This window comes from Paenibacillus barengoltzii NBRC 101215 (genome assembly GCF_004000745.1).
Taxonomy (GTDB): domain Bacteria; phylum Bacillota; class Bacilli; order Paenibacillales; family Paenibacillaceae; genus Fontibacillus; species Fontibacillus barengoltzii.
In genome coordinates this window covers 1-17,440 of sequence record NZ_BILV01000011.1, presented here as the reverse complement: position 1 = coordinate 17,440, position 17,440 = coordinate 1, and the positions used below count along the sequence as shown (strand labels likewise).

The 17,440-nt window shown below is 50.5% G+C and carries 16 protein-coding genes, 1 pseudogene and 1 riboswitch; of the genes and pseudogenes, 16 read left to right on the top strand and 1 reads right to left on the bottom strand.

The genetic code is table 11. The features are described from left to right. The first annotated feature begins 73 nt into the window (after positions 1-73). The 7 genes from PBA01S_RS04515 to PBA01S_RS04485 all read left to right on the top strand — a co-directional run bounded on the left by PBA01S_RS04515 (position 74) and on the right by PBA01S_RS04485 (position 8,523). Positions 74-1,036 carry a carbohydrate ABC transporter permease gene (locus PBA01S_RS04515; RefSeq protein ID WP_016312233.1) on the top strand — a complete coding sequence of 321 codons (963 nt, stop codon included), beginning with the start codon at positions 74-76 and terminating at the stop codon, positions 1,034-1,036. Further along, positions 1,033-1,875 carry a carbohydrate ABC transporter permease gene (locus tag PBA01S_RS04510; protein WP_016312232.1) on the top strand — a complete coding sequence of 281 codons (843 nt, stop codon included), beginning with the start codon at positions 1,033-1,035 and terminating at the stop codon, positions 1,873-1,875. Before PBA01S_RS04515 ends, PBA01S_RS04510 begins: the two co-directional genes overlap by 4 nt. Before the next feature lie 96 nt (positions 1,876-1,971). Then, complete coding sequence (locus PBA01S_RS04505; RefSeq protein WP_127575476.1) at positions 1,972-3,774, top strand: cache domain-containing sensor histidine kinase; 1,803 nt, start codon at positions 1,972-1,974, stop codon at positions 3,772-3,774. 64 nt (positions 3,775-3,838) lie between these two features. Further along, positions 3,839-5,458, top strand: coding sequence for a response regulator transcription factor (locus tag PBA01S_RS04500; protein WP_016312230.1), 1,620 nt, complete (start codon positions 3,839-3,841; stop codon positions 5,456-5,458). Between the two features lie 20 nt (positions 5,459-5,478). Then, complete coding sequence (locus PBA01S_RS04495) at positions 5,479-6,582, top strand: Gfo/Idh/MocA family protein (protein ID WP_016312229.1); 1,104 nt, start codon at positions 5,479-5,481, stop codon at positions 6,580-6,582. A 28-nt stretch (positions 6,583-6,610) separates the two neighbouring features. Next, the gene (locus PBA01S_RS04490; protein WP_127575433.1) at positions 6,611-7,684 is read left to right on the top strand and encodes a Gfo/Idh/MocA family protein; all 1,074 of its coding nucleotides are present in this window, start codon (positions 6,611-6,613) and stop codon (positions 7,682-7,684) included. Between the two features lie 74 nt (positions 7,685-7,758). Further along, positions 7,759-8,523: a MerR family transcriptional regulator gene (locus tag PBA01S_RS04485; protein WP_127575432.1), complete on the top strand. Its 765-nt coding sequence runs from the start codon at positions 7,759-7,761 to the stop codon at positions 8,521-8,523. A 128-nt stretch (positions 8,524-8,651) separates the two neighbouring features. Here PBA01S_RS04485 and PBA01S_RS04480 read toward each other — a convergent pair whose 3' ends face one another. Continuing rightward, positions 8,652-9,881: an aminopeptidase gene (locus tag PBA01S_RS04480; RefSeq protein ID WP_127575431.1), complete on the bottom strand. Its 1,230-nt coding sequence runs from the start codon at positions 9,879-9,881 to the stop codon at positions 8,652-8,654. Positions 9,882-10,080: 199 nt separating this feature from the next. Between PBA01S_RS04480 and PBA01S_RS04475 the strand changes: the two genes are divergently transcribed. The 9 genes and pseudogenes from PBA01S_RS04475 (at position 10,081) to thpD (ending at position 17,010) form a co-directional block, all read left to right on the top strand. Further along, complete coding sequence (locus PBA01S_RS04475; protein WP_051416922.1) at positions 10,081-10,350, top strand: hypothetical protein; 270 nt, start codon at positions 10,081-10,083, stop codon at positions 10,348-10,350. A gap of 126 nt (positions 10,351-10,476) precedes the next feature. Continuing rightward, positions 10,477-10,616: riboswitch (cyclic di-AMP (ydaO/yuaA leader) on the top strand. 224 nt (positions 10,617-10,840) lie between these two features. After that, complete coding sequence (gene ehuB, locus PBA01S_RS04470) at positions 10,841-11,734, top strand: ectoine/hydroxyectoine ABC transporter substrate-binding protein EhuB (RefSeq protein WP_085170175.1); 894 nt, start codon at positions 10,841-10,843, stop codon at positions 11,732-11,734. Position 11,735: 1 nt separating this feature from the next. Next, on the top strand, positions 11,736-12,389 hold the full coding sequence (gene ehuC, locus PBA01S_RS04465; protein ID WP_028538873.1) for an ectoine/hydroxyectoine ABC transporter permease subunit EhuC: 654 nt from the start codon (positions 11,736-11,738) through the stop codon (positions 12,387-12,389). A gap of 3 nt (positions 12,390-12,392) precedes the next feature. Beyond that, on the top strand, positions 12,393-13,055 hold the full coding sequence (gene ehuD / locus PBA01S_RS04460) for an ectoine/hydroxyectoine ABC transporter permease subunit EhuD (protein WP_028538874.1): 663 nt from the start codon (positions 12,393-12,395) through the stop codon (positions 13,053-13,055). A gap of 16 nt (positions 13,056-13,071) precedes the next feature. After that, complete coding sequence (ehuA, locus tag PBA01S_RS04455) at positions 13,072-13,860, top strand: ectoine/hydroxyectoine ABC transporter ATP-binding protein EhuA (RefSeq protein WP_084628878.1); 789 nt, start codon at positions 13,072-13,074, stop codon at positions 13,858-13,860. A 16-nt stretch (positions 13,861-13,876) separates the two neighbouring features. Then, positions 13,877-14,386, top strand: a complete 510-nt coding sequence (gene ectA, locus PBA01S_RS04450) for a diaminobutyrate acetyltransferase (protein WP_085279669.1) — start codon at positions 13,877-13,879, stop codon at positions 14,384-14,386. Positions 14,387-14,399: 13 nt separating this feature from the next. Further along, a pseudogene (gene ectB / locus PBA01S_RS04445) lies at positions 14,400-15,688 on the top strand (diaminobutyrate--2-oxoglutarate transaminase). Beyond that, positions 15,685-16,062 (top strand): ectoine synthase, encoded by a 378-nt coding sequence (locus PBA01S_RS04440; protein ID WP_028538877.1) that lies wholly within the window; start codon positions 15,685-15,687, stop codon positions 16,060-16,062. The pseudogene ectB and the gene PBA01S_RS04440 overlap by 4 nt, the downstream one beginning before the upstream one ends. Before the next feature lie 39 nt (positions 16,063-16,101). Then, a complete protein-coding gene (gene thpD / locus PBA01S_RS04435) occupies positions 16,102-17,010 on the top strand; it encodes an ectoine hydroxylase (protein WP_127575430.1) in 909 nt (302 codons plus the stop codon). Positions 17,011-17,440: the final 430 nt, after the last annotated feature.

The following is a 17,440-nucleotide window of genomic DNA, read 5'->3' as shown; positions in this document are numbered from 1 at the left end:
TTCTACAACCGGCCGTGGGCCCGCCCTATACTTGAACTATAAGGCATTCAGAAACTGCAGAGGTGAAGCAAGCATGAAAAGTTCCGCGGCCATGAGCTTAAAGGACGCACCAGTCAGCACCAAGCGCCGGGTCTTCCTCAAACGATGGAATGCTCCGGTGGCCGGCTATTTATTTATTTCACCGTGGCTGCTCGGGTTTCTCGGGCTGACCGCATACCCGCTGATTTTATCGTTGTACTACTCGTTTACGGACTACACGTTGTTGGAACCGATTAATTGGGTAGGGACCAAAAACTACGAGCTGATCTTTACGGCAGACTCCAAATTTGTCACCTCGGTTAAGGTTACGTTCCTGTACGTCTTAGCCTCGGTCCCTCTCAAGCTGATCGCAGCGTTGCTTGTCGCCATGGTGTTGAACCGGGCGGTGCGGGGGATCGGGTTGTACCGTACGGCGATTTACTTCCCGTCGTTGATCGGCGGCAGTATCGCGGTATCGCTGCTTTGGCGGAATATTTTTGGTGTAGACGGGATCTTTAACAAAATTATCGGAGCGTTTGGCTTTGAGGGGAAAGGTTGGATCACCAGCCCCGATACGGCGTTAAGTACGCTGGTGTTGCTGACGGTCTGGCAGTTCGGTTCATCGATGGTGATCTTCCTGGCCGGACTTAAGCAAATCCCGGCTGAACTGTATGAGGCTTCCGCCGTGGACGGCGCCGGTAGGTTTCGTCAGTTCTTCAACATCACGCTGCCGATGCTCTCGCCGGTATTGTACTTCAACCTGGTGATGGGCGTGATCAACGCGTTCCAAATGTTTACGTCAGCGTTTGTCATCACAAATGGCGGGCCAATGAACTCGACGTTTGTGTATGCGCTATATTTGTACGAGCGGGCGTTTAGCCGGTATCAGCTGGGTTATTCGTCGGCACTTGCCTGGATCATGTTGGTGATGATCGTGATTGCTACGTTGATCATTGCCGGAACTTCGAAATATTGGGTGTTCTACGAGACGGAACCGGAAGGGAGAAATGGCAAATGACCTTTAAATGGAAGCCGCTGGTTCGGCACTTCTTTATGATTCTGTTTAGTTTGGTCATGATCTACCCCGTGCTGTGGTGGATCGGCGCGTCGCTGAAGACGAACGGCGAGCTGGCTTCGCCGAATATTTTTCCTTCGGTTCCTCAATGGAGCAACTTTGTGAAGGGCTGGAATTCGGTGCCGGGTCACACTTTCACCGATTTCTATCTGAACACTTTCGCCTTAGAGGCCGCGGTTATTGCTGCGACGCTGGTATCCAGCACGCTCGTAGCGTTTGGGTTCGGAAGATTGAATTTCCCTTTGAAAAACCTCTGGTTCTCCTTGTTTATGCTCACCTTAATGATGCCGGGGCAGGTGCTGATCATTCCGCAATACGCTCTGTTCCACCAGCTCGGATGGGTGAATACGTATTTACCGTTTATCGTGCCGCATATGCTTGCGGGCGGTGCGGGCGGGACGTTCTTCGTCTTCCTGCTAATCCAGTTCGTGCGCGGCATTCCGAAGGAGCTGGACGAATCGGCCAAAATCGACGGCTGCTCGTGGTTCGGGATCTACTTCCGGATTGTCATGCCGCTGATGGTTCCGGCGATCGTGACCGTCACCATCTTCTGCTTCTTGTGGAACTGGGACGACTTCCTTGGACATCTGTTGTATCTCAATTCGGTAGACAAATATACGGTTAGCCTCGCGCTGCGGATGATTAACGATTCCCAGTCGGCTCAAGAATGGGGACAACTACTGGCGATGTCGCTCGTCTCCATCATTCCGGCTACCTTGATCTTTATGTTCTTGCAAAAATACTTCGTTGAAGGGATTGCCACAACCGGAATAAAGGGATAAGGGTGGCGAATAGCCAATTATATAACGGTAAAGCGTGAACGACCTTCGCAGCTTTACCGTTTTTTCCTTACACCTGAAGGGAGTGCAGCCTTGCGCATGACGAATCCGTTTAAGAAATTCAGAATTGACAGTTTGTTTTTTCGCAGTTCTTCTATCTTTATGGTGGTCGTCTTGGCTTGTATTGCCTGGGCCAGCTATCTTATTTCATCGAATGAACTGGCCAAGACCAGTTCCCATTACCAGCAGTTGTTGCTGGATGAGCTTAATAACGAAATTACCACTCGGTTGGTGACGATTGAGCAAATTTCGTTGTCGACATCACGCGATAATGAACTGATTACGTTCCTGCGCGATCGGCAGGATGAATACGATCGGCATCGCCGCTCTGTGAGTGTGGAGCGCGCTTTAGCGAATTTGACCTATTCGATTCCGATCATCCAAGGAATCGACTTATATATGGAGCGTCCGTTACGTGGGGACGCCAACAGCTATATCCAGTTCCGTAGTCTAGGCGATCTGGCTATGCAAGATTGGGTGGAGGCGCTCGACAAGAATGATTTTGCATGGGTTAGCGAGCATGAAGTCCCCAGTTTCCAAGGGAACGTGCGGGTGCTCAGCTTCGCCCGCAAAATCGTCGAGGAGAACAAATATCTCGGCGTGCTCGTCGTCCACGTCAAAGCCAAAGAGATTGAACAACTCTTAGCCGGACATTCTGCGCCGGCGAATCGGATAATGATTGACACGTTGGGCCAGCTGACACTAAAAACCGGCCTGGTGCCTGAGCATACCGAGTTATCCCAATGGATCAATGTAAAAACGGATCAATCCGGATACGTTCATATCCGGGGGAACAAAGAGCTGGGGGATTCACTGCTGGTATATTCCAAGATGCAGGATTCTCATTGGATGCTCGTGGAAGTCACGCCTTGGAGTGAAATTACGAGCGGCAGTTTCCGTCTGGCACTGGTCATCGGCGTGATTGGCGTGATCGCCATTTTGCTTGTCTTGTTGCTTACGCTTTACTTAAGCCGCCAGTTTACCAAACCGATCAAACAGCTGGTTACCGCCATGCGGCAATATTTCGTAGGCGGACGAGAAGAAGCAGGCAGCGGCGAGCATCCCGTTGATCTGCCCAACGATTACGAGAACGAGTTTGGGTATCTGTTTGATGGATATCGCAAGCAGATGGAGCAGATTGAAGAGTTGTACCGGTCACTGCGACTAAGATACGAGCAGCAGCGTAAAGCGGAAATCGAAGCGCTGCAGGCTAATATCAATCCGCATTTTTTGTACAACATGCTGGATCAACTAAACTGGATGGCCATCGAAGCAGGACAGGACGAGCTTAGCCGGATTCTCGAGCTGATGGGCAGGATGTTTCGGATTGGCTTATCCAACGGCAATAGCTTTATTACCATTGGCGAGGAGCTGGAGCATATCCATTGTTACTTGGAAATTCAGCAACTTCGTTGGCAAGCCGGAGGCGGCGGTGAACTGGACTACACGATCGATGCTCCGTTCTCCGTTCAGGAGTTGTTTATTCCAAAGCTGACGCTGCAACCGTTCGTTGAGAATGCCATCGTCCACGGCTTTAACGGACGTACTTGCGGGAAGTTGTGGATCACGCTGGAGGAACAGTCGGACCAGCTTGTGATTACGATCGATGACGACGGCGCTGGACTGCAGCAGGCCGTGCCTCGTGAGCGGAAGCGGAGAACGGGAGGCTACGGCATCCGCAATGTGAAGGAGCGTATCGCGGGTTACTTTGAAGGCGCTTACGGCGTGGAGTTATCTCAACGGGAGGAAGGGGGAACCCGTGTGGTGATTACGTTGCCGAAGCTGTTGGAGCCCCCGGTGCCTCAGCTGATCGAACCGCTTGAACCCGGACCGGCTGCATAAACCGTAGGTCCGTGCCGAAACATCTAAAACATCTTGGAGAGAACTGTCAAGGAGGTAGTTGAGGGTGTGGAAAATCGCCATCATTGATGATGAACGCCAAGTGCTGCAGGGGATGAAACGGGCGATTCCGTGGGAACAGCTTGGGGCGACCTGGGTTGGGGAAGCCCAGAACGGGAAGGACGGCCTGGAGGTGGTCCGGCAAACCAATCCGGATATCGTCATCACGGATATTTACATGCCTGCGATGAATGGCATTGATATGATTGAGCAGCTGCGGAAGGAAGGGTATGACGGGAAAGTCATTATTTTTAGCGGCTACTCCGATTTTGAGCATGCGCGGCAAGCTCTTCGCTTTAATGTCAGCGATTATGTCTCCAAGCCGATCAGTATGCCAACATTGAAGTCAATTCTGGGCAAGGTGATCGATGAGTTGGCCGAGGAGGAAGAAAACCGTCGAAAACAGGGCGAGATGGAGCGAAAGCTGAGCCTGTATGAGCCGTTTATTGAGAAGGAATGGGTTCGCTCGGCGGTTGTCGGAACGCTGGACAGCTCTTACCGCGAGGCTGGGCGATTGCCGGAGCCTTATCGGCATTGGACGGATTTTCGCCATGTGACGATCGGGATCGATCTTGTCCGGGATGCGCGCGTTGGCCAATTTTCCTTGACGGATTGGAATCTGTTCCGTTTTGCGATCAGCAATATTGTTTGCGAGGTGGCCCGCAAAAGGTTCGGGACTGTGGAATATACCGAGTTGCACAGCACGAGGGCTGTTTTAATCCTCCACCCGCGTCCAGAGGAGCCCAAGGAATTGCTGGAGCAGAAGCTGCATGAACTGGGTGTGAAGCTGATCGATGCGATTAAAAGTTATCTGAAACTGGTTGTCCGCGTTGGGATTGGAGGCGTGAAAGCGCAGTGGCAGCACATTCCGGATTCAACGGAAGAAGCGTTCCGCGCGATCGACATGAGGTTGGGACGGCGAGATTCCACGTACGCGTTATATCATTATCTGGACGAAGAAGACGGAAACACGGCAGCGGCGAATTTATTTTCGGTGAAATTTTACGTGGAATTGGCTTCGGCGTTGAAGGCGTCCCAGGAAGCGGAAGCTAAGAAGTTAGTGGCCGATTACATGAACCGGCTGGAGCTGCAGAAAGCGATGACTCCGGAAACGGTACAAATTTTAGCTTGCGAGCTGTGGGGGGTATTTACGTATTGCCTCTATGAAACTGGGGTGCTGCTGAATGATCTGGTCCCCGAAGGGCAGATCACCAAAGAGTTGGTTGGCTTAACGGGGCCAGAGCAGCTGACCGAATGGTTGTCGGATAAAATTACGCTGATCTGCAGCAGCCGCCAGTGGCGAGGGAACAGTAAGCACCGGCAGGTAGTGGATTATATGACCGGCTATATCCATGAGCATTATGCCGAGGATATTACGCTAGCGGAGTTGTCGGAAAAGCTGTACATTTCCCGCAACCACTTGTCGATCATATTCAAAAACATGACCGGCGAAACATTCAACAACTACTTAACGCGTGTTCGGATCGAAAAAGCCCGCGAGTTGTTGCTTGAGCGCAATCGGCTTGTTTATGAGGTCGCCGAACAGGTCGGCTACAAGAATGTGCCTTATTTCAGCACACTGTTCAAAAAAATCACCGGTATGAGCCCAACCGATTTGATTAAATAAAGAAACTGGGGAGAGATATCATGATAAACATCGCCATTATTGGCACAGGCTCGATTGCAAGTACCCATCTGGAGGCGTTTGCCCGCTTTCGTGACCGTTGCCGGATTATGGCGCTGGTCGATCGAAGCGGAGGGAAGGCGTCCAAGCTCAAAGAACGTTTTGGATTGGACTGCACGATCTACTCGGATTACAAGGAAGTGTTGAGCTTAGAATCGGTGGATTTAGTATCGATCTGTACACCGCCGTCAACTCACGCCGACATTGCTTCGGATTTTCTGCTTGCGGGCAAGCATGTACTGGTGGAAAAGCCGATGGCTCCATCATTGTCCGAATGTGATCGGATGCTGGAGGCAGCTGCCCAAGGTCAAGCGCTGTTGTCCGTTGTGGGGCAGAACCGCTTCTATGATCCGATTCGCCGGGTGAAGCGGGTGATTGATGCCGGCTTGGTTGGCCGCATTGTCCATACCGAGGTGAATTCCTATTGGTGGCGCGGCAGCAGCTATTACGATGTGGAATGGCGGGGAACGTGGGAAAATGAAGGTGGTGGTTGTGTGATGAACCACGCGGTGCATCATCTGGACCTGCTGCTATGGCTTCGGGGGATGCCTTCTAGAGTCCACGCAGTTACCGCCAATACGTCGCACGGGAATTCCCAGGTCGAGGATTTGTCTATCGCGGTCTTGGAGTATCCCGACGGAGGTCTTGCGCAAGTGACCAGTTCCGTTGTTCATCATGGTGAAGAACAACGGCTTGTTTTTCAGGGGGAGCGCGCGAAGGTGGGAATTCCTTGGCAACTGTATGCCTCGGAAGAAGGTGAAGGCGGATTTCCGAAGCGGAATCCGGATCTGGAAGTGGAGATCCAACGAGCAGCGGAGGAGGTCGTGCCGCTTCAATACACCGGACATGCCGGGCAAATTGACGATGTGCTTACCGCCATTGAAACGGGCTCTCGGCAGGTGCTGATCGACGGGAATGAGGGGCGAAGCACGATCGAGTTGATCATGGCGATTTATGAATCAGCTGCAACAGGGAAAGTGGTTACGTTGCCATTGGCTAAAGATTCAATCTTTTATTCACGGGAGAGTATTATCGGTCGAGCCCCTAGGTTTCACAAACAGGCATAAGACGATGATTATGGAGGAGGAATCAGGCATGGCCATCACATTTAGCATTATCGGCGGAGCGGGCTTTCGTGCCCAATATTATATACGGATTGCCGAGGCGATGCCGGATCGTTTCCAAATCGGGGGCCTGGTTGTCCGCGAGGAAACGAAGGCGCTCGCGATGGAGCGTCAGTGGGGCGTCCGAACGTACCGCTCGGTGGAAGCTCTGCTCCAGCAAGAGCAGCAGGATTTTGTTGTGCTGTCGGTGAGCGGCTCAGAGATGCTGCCTTACTTGCTAAAACTGGCCGAAACGGGGATTCCCGTCCTCTCGGAAACCCCACCGGCTGCGGACCTCGCAGGACTTGAGTTGCTGTATGCACGGCTTGGCCAAAGCGGGGCGAAAATCCAGGTGGCAGAGCAGTATCATCTGCATCCGATTCAGCAAGCGAGACTCCAGTTGATTAAAGCGGGACGGCTGGGAAGGATCACGGAAGCAACCGTTTCGATCTCCCATTTATACCATGGTGTCAGCCTGATTCGCAGGTTGCTGGGAGTTGCTTTTGAAGAAGTACGGATTCGTGCCATGCGGTTCGAATCAAGTTGGGTGCAGGGGCCAACGCGCAGTGGTCCGCCAACGGAGGATCGGCTTGTCCCTTCATTACGAGAACTGGCATGGCTTGATTTCGGTGATCGGTTGGGGATCTATGATTTTACCCGCGATCAGCATCGTTCTTGGATTCGCTCTAATCATTGCTGTGTCCGCGGCGAACGGGGTGAAATTTTTGATTCTCGGGTTTTAATCCAACAGGAGGATACGACCCCGCTGCAACTGGAGCTGAAGCGTGTAAATAAAGGTGAGTTAGAGAATCAGGAGGGTTATTTTCTACAGGGGATTCTCTGCGGGGAACAATGGCTGTATACCAATCCGTTTGCCCCGGCTAGATTATACGATGATGAATTGGCGATTGCGACCTGCCTGTTAAAGATGGGCGAATATGTTCAGGGCGGGCCGGAATTTTACGGTTTGTGGGAGGCCGCACAGGATCATTATCTCGGGATGATGATCGAACGGGCAGCGAGTACCGGTGAGACGGTGGTTGCAGCTCGTCCGAGCTGGGCCTGAAATTTTTCTCAAAAAAAGATTTGACCTTCACGTAACGTCAACGTTTATCATGAGTGTTGTCAGGAGGTGAGCTTGTGGAATACACCATTCAGAAGCTGGGGAATCTGGCCGGGGTCAGTACCCGGACGCTGCGTTATTACGATGAGATCGGACTTCTGAAGCCGGCAAGAACGAACTCGTCGGGATATCGCATCTATGGCCGTCGGGAAGTCGATCTGCTGCAGCAGATCTTGTTCTATCGTGAACTTGGCCTGAGTCTGGAAGATATCCGGTCCATCGTCACCGATCCCGGATTCGACGGTACCCGGGCACTGAGAGAACATCGGAATCAGCTCCTTGACAAACGCAAGCAACTCGACGCGTTAATCGCGAATGTGGAAAAAACGATCGCGTCACATGAAGGGAGAATCACGATGCAAGATCAAGAGAAATTTGAAGGCTTTAAGAAGCAGTTGATCGACGAGAACGAGCGTAAATATGGCTCGGAAACCCGGGAAAAATATGGGGATGACAAGGTAGAGAAATCCAATCAGAAGCTGATGAATATGACCCAAGAGGAATATGCGAAGGTTACGCAGCTCGAGAACGAAGTTAAGGTCGCATTAGCCGAGGCCATGAAAACGGGCGATCCTGCCGGTGAACTCGCTCAAAAGGCTGCGGATTTACACAAGCAGTGGTTGACGTTCTACTGGAACGAGTACAGCAAGGAAGCCCATGCCGGGCTGGCGCAGATGTACGTCGATGATGAGCGCTTTAAAGCTTATTACGACAAGGATCAGCCTGGAGCGGCCGAGTTCCTGCGGGATGCGATTCAAATCTATACCGGGATGAAGAAATAGTAGTATTGAGAAGAACTCCGCGACGGGATGCCGCGGAGTTCTTTTTACGCGAGGGGCGTGAATTGAAATGGCTCTAGAATCTTCTGGCGTTAGGCTAAGCCTAAATTCATCGGTGAATCAATTGCGGCTTAAACCCAGTTTCCGTTGCGGAATACCGGCTCAATCGTTCCATCCGCGAGCTCTCCATCAATGTTGAGCTCTGCGGAGCCGATCATAAAATCCACGTGCGTTAGACTGACGTTGGCACCTCTGGCGAGCAGTTCTTCTTTGCTTAGCTGAGCGCCGTTTTCGATATTCACCGGATACGCGCTGCCCAAGGCGAAATGGCACGATGCGTTCTCGTCGATCCCGGTGTTATAGAAGATTCGGTTTAGTTTGGAGATAGGCGAATCATGCGGTACCAGAGCGATTTCGCCAAGGTGCTGGGCTCCTTCGTCGGTTTGAAGCAGATTCTCCATATGCTCCCGTCCGGATTTGGCGTCGAAGCTTACGACTTTACCGTCTTTGAAGGTCAGCGTAAGGCCTTCCACAAGCTGGCCGTTCAAATTCAGCGGCATCGTGCTGGCGACGGTCCCGTTCACACCGGTACGGTGCGGCATGGAGTAGATTTCTTCCGTTGGCATATTGGCGACAAAATAGTTCCCTGCCGCATTGTAATCACCTCCGCCAAGCCATAAATGGCCTTCAGGCAACTCGACGTGGAGATCGGTGCCCGGCGCGCGGTAATGCAGTTTTTTGTAACGTTTGGCATTCATATGCTCTTGCCGTTCTTTTAACTGTTGGATATGCGCGTGCCAGGCCGCGATCGGTTCCTCGCGGTCAACGCGATTCATTTTGAATACGGCTTCCCACATTGCCGGAATCCGCTGTTCTTCGGGTAAATCGGCAAACACTTTGTCGGCCCAAGCCTTCGTTGGGGCTTTGATCAGCGACCAAGTGATCCGGTTGTTGCGCGTTTGGGCGGAATGCTTCTCCCGCGCTTTTGCTGCTGCTTTGACTGCGGTAGACACCTTGGAGGAAGGGATGCCGCGGAACAACTCCGGATCGGGCACTTTAATCCGAAGGATCGCACCGCCTTCCTCACCGAACTGTTCCGCCATATCAGCGAGCCACTGCGGGTAGTAGGCCAAGGATTCGTCCGTTGCATGCTCATAACGAATGCGGGTAATTTGCTCGTCCTCCCAATCGACGTGGACGTATCTGGCTCCGGCATCGTAGGCTTTAGCCACCAGCAGGCGGGTGAAATCCACCGTTTCCAGCGGTGCCGTCAGCATCAGGTTTTGACCGGGTTGGATGTTGACGCCAACGCGGATGACCAATTCGGCGTATTTTTCGAGAAGAACCTCAAAAGCTTCCATCATGTATTCCTCCAATAGGTTCAATAATATTCGTATTTCCGGAATTGCAAACAAGACTTATTGTAGCATGGAACTAGCGGAGAGAGAAAAAGTTAGTGATGGGAAGCGCATAGGTTCTATTGGATATGCCATAAATCGTGCATGATTTGAGCTGTATTTTCACATCCTAATCTCATCATTGCTCGAGGAGGAACTGAACATGGAAAATCCATTTTCCAGCTTACAATCCCAAAATCCAATTTCACTTGCACAACAATCGGTCAAAAAAGCGCATCGCGCGGTGACCCAAGCTCAATCGCATCCTCGTGAAGAAACGTTGGAGGGGGCACGCAACGCGATCGAAAAAGCGGAAAACGCCATCTCCCAGGCCGAAGGCCGGATGAATCCGGAACCGATCGAACGGGCCAAAGAAGACTTGGCCGAGGATCAAGCTGCATTGGCAGAAGTGGAAAACCAACTGGAATCATAATGAAGCCTGGGGGCGGGGATCCATCCAGAGATTTGGGTTGAATCTTCCATCCTTCATATGATGAATTAACAGTTTAAATGTTAAAATTACAGATAATGGGTTGACATTGACTGGAATAGCCTTTACTATAGACACACGCTTAGTTTCCAGTTCATTACTGGAAAGCGGGGGAACCATTTTTTGGGGCGAATCATTCTTTAACGATTGTAGGGTACCATCTTACCCGAGTCCGTCAGCTAACCTCGTCAGCAGTGGATGGGTCTAGTTTCAATTAACTTCACGAAAACTTCCATGGCCCTTATTAAGGGCCATTTTATATTTTTTTGTGTGGACCCCTGCTGGCGGAGCTATGCTTTCCCCCAAGCGAGGGGTCTCTTTTTATTTACCCCGACATGAAGAAGAAAGGAGGGGGGCTGGGCTTCGGAATTGAACTTGATTCAAAACCTACTAAACCGATGCAAAAAATAGGAAAGAAAGGCTGTGAGGATGGTTGAGGAAAGTGTCATGGTTGTTGATTTCATTGCTAGTAGCGGTATCGTTAACTGCCTGCAACTCAGGGCAGAACGCTGATTCAGGAAATGAGTCGGATTCTAAGGCAGAAGGGACGCTGGCGAAGGCAATTCAAAACGGGTCTATAACGGTTGGGTTCGCTAATGAGAAGCCTTATGCCTACAAAGATGCTAACGGAGAACTCACCGGTGAAGCGGTGGAGATCGCACGAGTAATTCTCCAAAGGCTGGGCATTCACGAGATGAAGGGGGAGTTGACGGAATTCGGTTCCTTAATTGCCGGTTTGCAGGCGAACCGATTTGATCTGATTACCGCTGGAATGTTCGTTAACCCGGAACGGTGTGAAGCCGTGTTGTTTGCCAACCCGGAGTATAGCATAGGTGAAGCGATTGCCGTCAAAAAAGGGAATCCTCTCGGCCTCGGCAGCTATGAAGATATCGCTAATAACGAAAAAGCACGGGTTGCCGTAATGACTGGTGCAGTCGAAATCGGTTATTTGCAGAAATCCGGTGTACCGGATGAACGTATCATTCAAGTTCCAGATCAGGCGTCGGCCATTAGCGCGCTTCAATCTGGACGTGTCGAAGCGATCACGATGACGGGACCTTCCTTGCAGGCCATGCTTGAATCTGCGGGGGATCAAGACATCGAAAGAGTAAGCGAGTTTACGCAACCGGTGATTGACGGTCAAAGTGTTCGCGGTTACGGGGCAACGGCGTTCCGTTTGGCGGATAAGGAGTTTCAAGAGGCTTATAACGCGGAACTGGCCAAGATGAAGGAATCGGGCGAGCTCTTGGAAATCTTGCAGCAATTCGGATTCACAGAGCAGGAACTGCCCGGAGACATGACAGCAGCCGAGCTTTGCGGAGGATAATATGCCAGAATCCTGGATTGATTTTATCCCCACTCTACTAGAAGGAGCCAAAATTACTGTTACCGTCGCTATCTTGGCAACACTTCTAGCGGTTGTAACAGCCTTCGCCTCAGGATTGATGAGTTTATCCCGGTTGCGCCTTATTCGCTGGATCTCTTCAATATACGTCGAGGTGTTTCGTGGGACGTCCTTGCTCGTGCAGTTGTTTTGGTTGTATTTTGCTTTGCCCTTTGCGGGGATTGAACTTCCCAAGTTACTTGCGGCCGTGTTGGCGGTAGGATTAAACTTTGGAGCTTATGGATCCGAGGTTGTACGCAGCGCGATCTTGGCCGTGCCGAAAGGGCAATGGGAAGCGGCGATCGCCTTAAATATGACGCCGTGGCAGCGAATGAGCTATATCATTTTGCCTCAAGCCGCCTTAAGAATGCTTCCTCCGTTTGGCAATTTGCTTGTTGAATTGATTAAATCCACATCTCTCGTCTACTTCATCACCATGGCAGATCTCACATACCAAGCGATGGTTCTGCGGAACAACTACATTTCCTGGACTTCAGAGATTTTGCTCTTGCTCTTGCTGATGTATTTAGTGATGACGTCGCTTGTCTCTTTCGGCATCCGGGTGTGGGAGCGTAAATGGTCCGAAGGGAGGATGTAACCGATGTGGGATTGGAATTACGCTTTGGAAATCCTTCCGGAACTTCTCATCGCGCTGAGGATGACGGTTATTGCTACATTGTTGGGTTTTCTGAGCGCTGTGATCGGGGGATTGCTGCTGGCTCTCGCCATACGCTCTCGATGGGTCTGGCTGCGATTGACAGCGAAAGGGTTTAATGGGTTTATACGAAACACCCCGTTGCTTGTACAGGTATTTTTTATTTACTACAGTTTACCGATGATGACCGGCATTTCGTTACCCGCTTTCTATGCAGGGATCTTAGGATTAGGTCTCCACTACAGCACGTATTTATCGGAGGTCTACCGTTCTGGAATTGAGGCTGTTCCCCGAGGGCAATGGGAAGCAGCGACTGCGCTGAATTATACCAAGCTGGATACTTGGCGCTCAGTGATTCTTCCGCAAGCCATTCCACCGATAATCCCGGTCCTTGGCAATTATCTGATTGTCATGTTTAAAGAAACGCCGATCTTATCCGCGATTACCTTGGTCGAATTGCTGTTGACCGCGAAAAATATCGTTTCGGAATCCTTCCGGGTATTTGAGCCTTATACGTTAGTTGGCTTATTGTTTCTGGCGATCAGCTATCCGTCCTCCCTGTTGGTCCGGCGATTGGAAAAGCGGATGAATCTCCAAAGGGGCAAATAAATGGGGGGTGATACTTATGATTATGCCGATGGTGAAATATACGGGTGTTACGAAATCTTTTGGCGACCGTGAGGTGCTGAAGGGCATCGATTTGGACATCGCGCCAGGAGAAAAGGTAGCGATCATTGGTCCAAGCGGTTCCGGCAAAACAACATTGGGACGCATGCTGATGACGTTGGAGGAACCGACGACTGGCACGATTGAAATTGACGGTGTTCATTTGTGGCATATGTCCAAGAAAGGGCGGTTGGTTCGTGCCAATGAGAAGCATTTACATGAAATGAGGGGCCATGTAGGAATGGTTTTTCAACATTTTAATTTATTCCCGCATAGAACGGTGCTGCAGAATATAACGGAAGCGCCAAGAAGAGTGCTGAAACTGTCCAAAGAAGAAGCGGAAGAACGCGCGTTTGAGATGCTCCGCAAAGTGGGATTGGACGATAAATTAGCAGATTACCCCGCTCAATTATCCGGCGGGCAAAAACAGCGGGTGGCGATGGCTCGAGCGCTCGTTATGCGGCCCAAGGTCATGGTGTTGGATGAGGTGACATCGGCGTTGGATCCCGAGCTGGTTGGCGAAGTGCTGGAGGTTATACGAGAAATTGCGGATGAGGGAGAGATGGCGATGATGCTCATCACGCACGAAATGGACTTCGCTAAAGAAATCGCGGATCGCGTGATCTTCTGTGCGGATGGAAACATCGTTGAGGAAGGAACGCCAGAGGCGATATTTGAACACCCGCAAACGGAACGGTTGCAGTCATTCTTAAAACGTTTCCGGTCTGCTGTGTATTCGATGGCATGATGGGCAGGTGGCGTCCATGAATAATACAAATGGCGAGCTTGTAATTCGCAGGCCAAATCCTCAAGATGCACGAGACGTTTATCAGCTGGTCCGAGACAGTCAAACGTTGGATCTGAATTCGGCTTATGCCTACTTGGTATTATGTGATTATTTTCGTGAAACATGTGTGATTGCAGAGGGAGGATCGCAGGTGGTTGGCTTTCTGTCCGCCTTCCGATCGCCGCTCTGTTCGGATACACTGTTTGTTTGGCAGATCGCGGTCGCGGGTTCCCATCGAAAGCAGGGGATCGGTAAACGGATGCTGACGTATCTGCTCTCGGAGACTGCGGCGCCCCCGATAACTTATTTGGAAGCCACCATCTCCCGGAGTAATGAGGCCTCGACCCGTCTGTTTACGAGGATAGCCGCGGCTTATGACGTACCGATTGAGATCATATGCGGATATCAGGCGGAAATGTTTCCTCCAGAGATCCATCATGAGGAGGAGCCGTTGTACCGAATTGGTCCTTTTACACCACAACGATAAATGGAGGTATGAGATGCAGACCCAAACTCTTGAAACACCGAGTATGAACGTGTTCGAACAGCTTGAATCGGAAGTCCGAAGCTATTGCCGAAACTTCAGAACGGTATTTCACAAGGCGCAGAATGCCAAGCTTTGGGATACAAAAGAACGGGAATATATCGATTTTTTGCAGGTGCCGGTGCTTTAAATTACGGTCATAACAATCGTAAGATTCGTGATAAGTTGATCGCTTACTTGCTTGATGATGGCGTGACCCATAGTTTGGATATGGCGACGCATGCCAAAGAGCATTTTTTGAGTAAATTCGATGAAGTCATTTTAAAGCCGCGTGGGTTGCAGTACAAAGTTATGTTTCCGGGGCCTACGGGAACGAATGCTGTAGAAAGTGCCTTAAAAATTGCCCGTAAAGTGACAGGACGCACGACGGTCATTAGCTTTACCAACGCTTTTCACGGGATGACACTGGGTTCGCTGGCTGTCACGGGAAATGCATTTAAGCGTAAAGGGGCAGGAATGGCTTTGACTCACTCCGTCTTTATGCCTTATGACGGGTATTTTGGCGAATCGGTCGATACGATTTCCTATATGGAGAAGTTACTCGACGATCCGGGGAGCGGTGTTCCTCTGCCTGCCGCAATTATCGTGGAGGCGGTTCAAGGAGAAGGAGGATTAAACGTTGCTTCCGATGCTTGGTTGCAGAGACTGGAACGTCTTTGTCGCCAAAAAGGGATTTTGTTAATTCTCGATGATATTCAGATGGGCTGCGGCCGAACCGGTTCGTTCTTCAGCTTTGAGACGTCGGGGATCGAGCCGGACATCATCTGCTTGTCCAAATCCATCGGTGGTTACGGCTTGCCCTTAGCGCTTACCTTAATTAGACCGGAGCTGGATGCCTGGAAGCCCGGGGAACATAACGGAACCTTTCGAGGTAATAACCTTGGGTTTGTAGGGGCTTCGGAAGCCCTGGATTATTGGAAAACCGAGGATTTTCGGGAGCAAATTGAAGACAAAGCCAACCGGATGACCTCTTCATTGCAGACGTTGATTGAACATCAGCCTGCACTGCGTGGGAAACTTCGCGGTAAAGGGATGATTCAAGGCATTGCATTTGAACAACCCGGGATGGCGGAGAAGTTGGCCGAATTCGCTTTTGCATCGGGCTTGATTCTGGAAACCTCGGGTCCGAACCATGAAGTGGCCAAACTCATGCCGCCGCTAACGATTGAAAATAAGACGCTTGAACAAGGTCTTCAAATACTTGAGCATTGTTATAACCAACTAGCAGAGGAGGCTTCAGTATGATCGTTAAACATCTCAACAACTTGGTTGGGACGCTGGATGACGTAGATACGGAAACTTGGAACTCTCGAAGATTGCTTCTGGCTAAAGACAAGATGGGGTTCTCGCTGAACGATACGTTGATTAAAGAAGGTACAGAAACGCTGATTTGGTACAAAAATCATGTGGAAGCTGTTTACTGCATTGAGGGAGAAGGGGAAATTGAAGTCATTGGGGGGGAGACCTATCCAATCACCCCTGGCATGATGTATGCGCTAGATGGACATGAAAAGCACTACCTGCGGGCGCGATCGCAAATGCGGATGATCTGTGTGTTTAATCCACCGCTAACGGGACGGGAAGTGCATGATGAAGAAGGGACTTATCCGTTGTTGTAGCTTGTCTGAAAAATGTTAGGTTAGAAAGGATGAAGTGAAATGCGCGGACAACATGTTTCTATGGATCTTGACTTGACGAAGGATGTTTACCCCTCTCGGATGGATACAGATCCCCAATGGCTTCCCCGGCAGGATCTGGTGGTGTACTCCGAATGGAGCTCGGAGAGTCCGATTCGCAAGGAGCAGGTGGAATTTTATCAGAAGAACGGGTACTTGTTCTTGGAAAGTTTTTTCGCAGAAGAAGAGTTACAAGGATACCAAGAAGAAGCACGGCGTTTGCAAGAATCTTCGCGTGGGCTTAAGGCGGACGAAATTATCCGCGAACCCGGCGGGGATGAAGTGCGGTCCATCTTTGCGGTCCACCGAAGCCAGCCGGTCTTTCGCGAGCTGTCACAGCATCCGCGGCTTCTGGCGATCATCGAATTCCTTCTAGGCAGCTCCGTTTACATCCATCAATCTCGGATCAATTATAAGCCTGGATTTACGGGCAAGGAGTTTTATTGGCACTCGGATTTTGAAACATGGCATGTGGAGGATGGGATGCCTCGAATGAGAGCACTCAGCTGCTCTATCGCGCTGGAAGATAACTATGCGTTTAACGGTCCGTTGATGGTGCTTCCCGGCTCGCAGCATATCTTTGTGCCTTGTATCGGTCAAACGCCGGATGACCATTATAAAGAGTCGCTTCGCAAACAGCAGTACGGTGTTCCCGATCATAAAAGCCTTACCGAAATGGTAAAGCGCTTTGGCATTGACACCCCTGTGGGACCAGCCGGCTCAATTCTATTGTTTGATTGCAATATCATGCATGGATCCAATAGTAATATTACGCCGTATCCTCGCAGTAATATTTTTATGGTATATAACAGTGTGGAGAATAAGGTGGTTCAGCCGTATTCCGGACAAAACCCGAGACCCGAGTTTATAGCGACCCGTCAAGGGATCTAATTCATGGAAAAAGGCCATTGTCCTCTGGGACAATGGTCTTTCATTTCTAATCACAGGGATTTAATTTGGAAAAAGATTATGGTTGCTTTAGGTTCGCCACCGTGGTAATCTATGAATCCGGCCGAAAAACCGGCGGTCACAAAGGACTGGAAGGATTTACTTCTTGCTGGGTAACTTATGTGAGTGATATATTAATAATCCGCCCTATGCAATGGCATCCTAACGATGTTGAGCAAGAGTCGGTCATCAATAAGCGATCATCGAAGTGATTTGGAAAAACTTACGCCTTGATGAGAGCCCTGCTGATGTGATATATTAAATGTCCTGCCGGTTGAACGGTAGGCGGTAAGCGAATTGGTAAGAATTACTTCTTGCAATGAATCTTGCTGACATGATATGATATAAAAGTTGTCGCCGATAAGGTAATAAC

Bases quoted from the DNA above. Each gene is read 5' to 3' on its own strand.
- PBA01S_RS04490 (WP_127575433.1), top strand. From the start codon at position 6,611: ATGGCCATCACATTTAGCATTATCGGCGGAGCGGGCTTTCGTGCCCAA.
- ehuA (WP_084628878.1), top strand. From the start codon at position 13,072: ATGATTATGCCGATGGTGAAATATACGGGTGTTACGAAATCTTTTGGC.
- PBA01S_RS04475 (WP_051416922.1), top strand. From the start codon at position 10,081: ATGGAAAATCCATTTTCCAGCTTACAATCCCAAAATCCAATTTCACTT.
- ectA (WP_085279669.1), top strand. From the start codon at position 13,877: ATGAATAATACAAATGGCGAGCTTGTAATTCGCAGGCCAAATCCTCAA.
- thpD (WP_127575430.1), top strand. From the start codon at position 16,102: ATGCGCGGACAACATGTTTCTATGGATCTTGACTTGACGAAGGATGTT.
- PBA01S_RS04480 (WP_127575431.1), bottom strand. From the start codon at position 9,881: ATGGAAGCTTTTGAGGTTCTTCTCGAAAAATACGCCGAATTGGTCATC.
- PBA01S_RS04505 (WP_127575476.1), top strand. From the start codon at position 1,972: ATGACGAATCCGTTTAAGAAATTCAGAATTGACAGTTTGTTTTTTCGC.
- PBA01S_RS04515 (WP_016312233.1), top strand. From the start codon at position 74: ATGAAAAGTTCCGCGGCCATGAGCTTAAAGGACGCACCAGTCAGCACC.
- ehuC (WP_028538873.1), top strand. From the start codon at position 11,736: ATGCCAGAATCCTGGATTGATTTTATCCCCACTCTACTAGAAGGAGCC.
- PBA01S_RS04495 (WP_016312229.1), top strand. From the start codon at position 5,479: ATGATAAACATCGCCATTATTGGCACAGGCTCGATTGCAAGTACCCAT.
- ehuD (WP_028538874.1), top strand. From the start codon at position 12,393: ATGTGGGATTGGAATTACGCTTTGGAAATCCTTCCGGAACTTCTCATC.
- PBA01S_RS04510 (WP_016312232.1), top strand. From the start codon at position 1,033: ATGACCTTTAAATGGAAGCCGCTGGTTCGGCACTTCTTTATGATTCTG.
- PBA01S_RS04440 (WP_028538877.1), top strand. From the start codon at position 15,685: ATGATCGTTAAACATCTCAACAACTTGGTTGGGACGCTGGATGACGTA.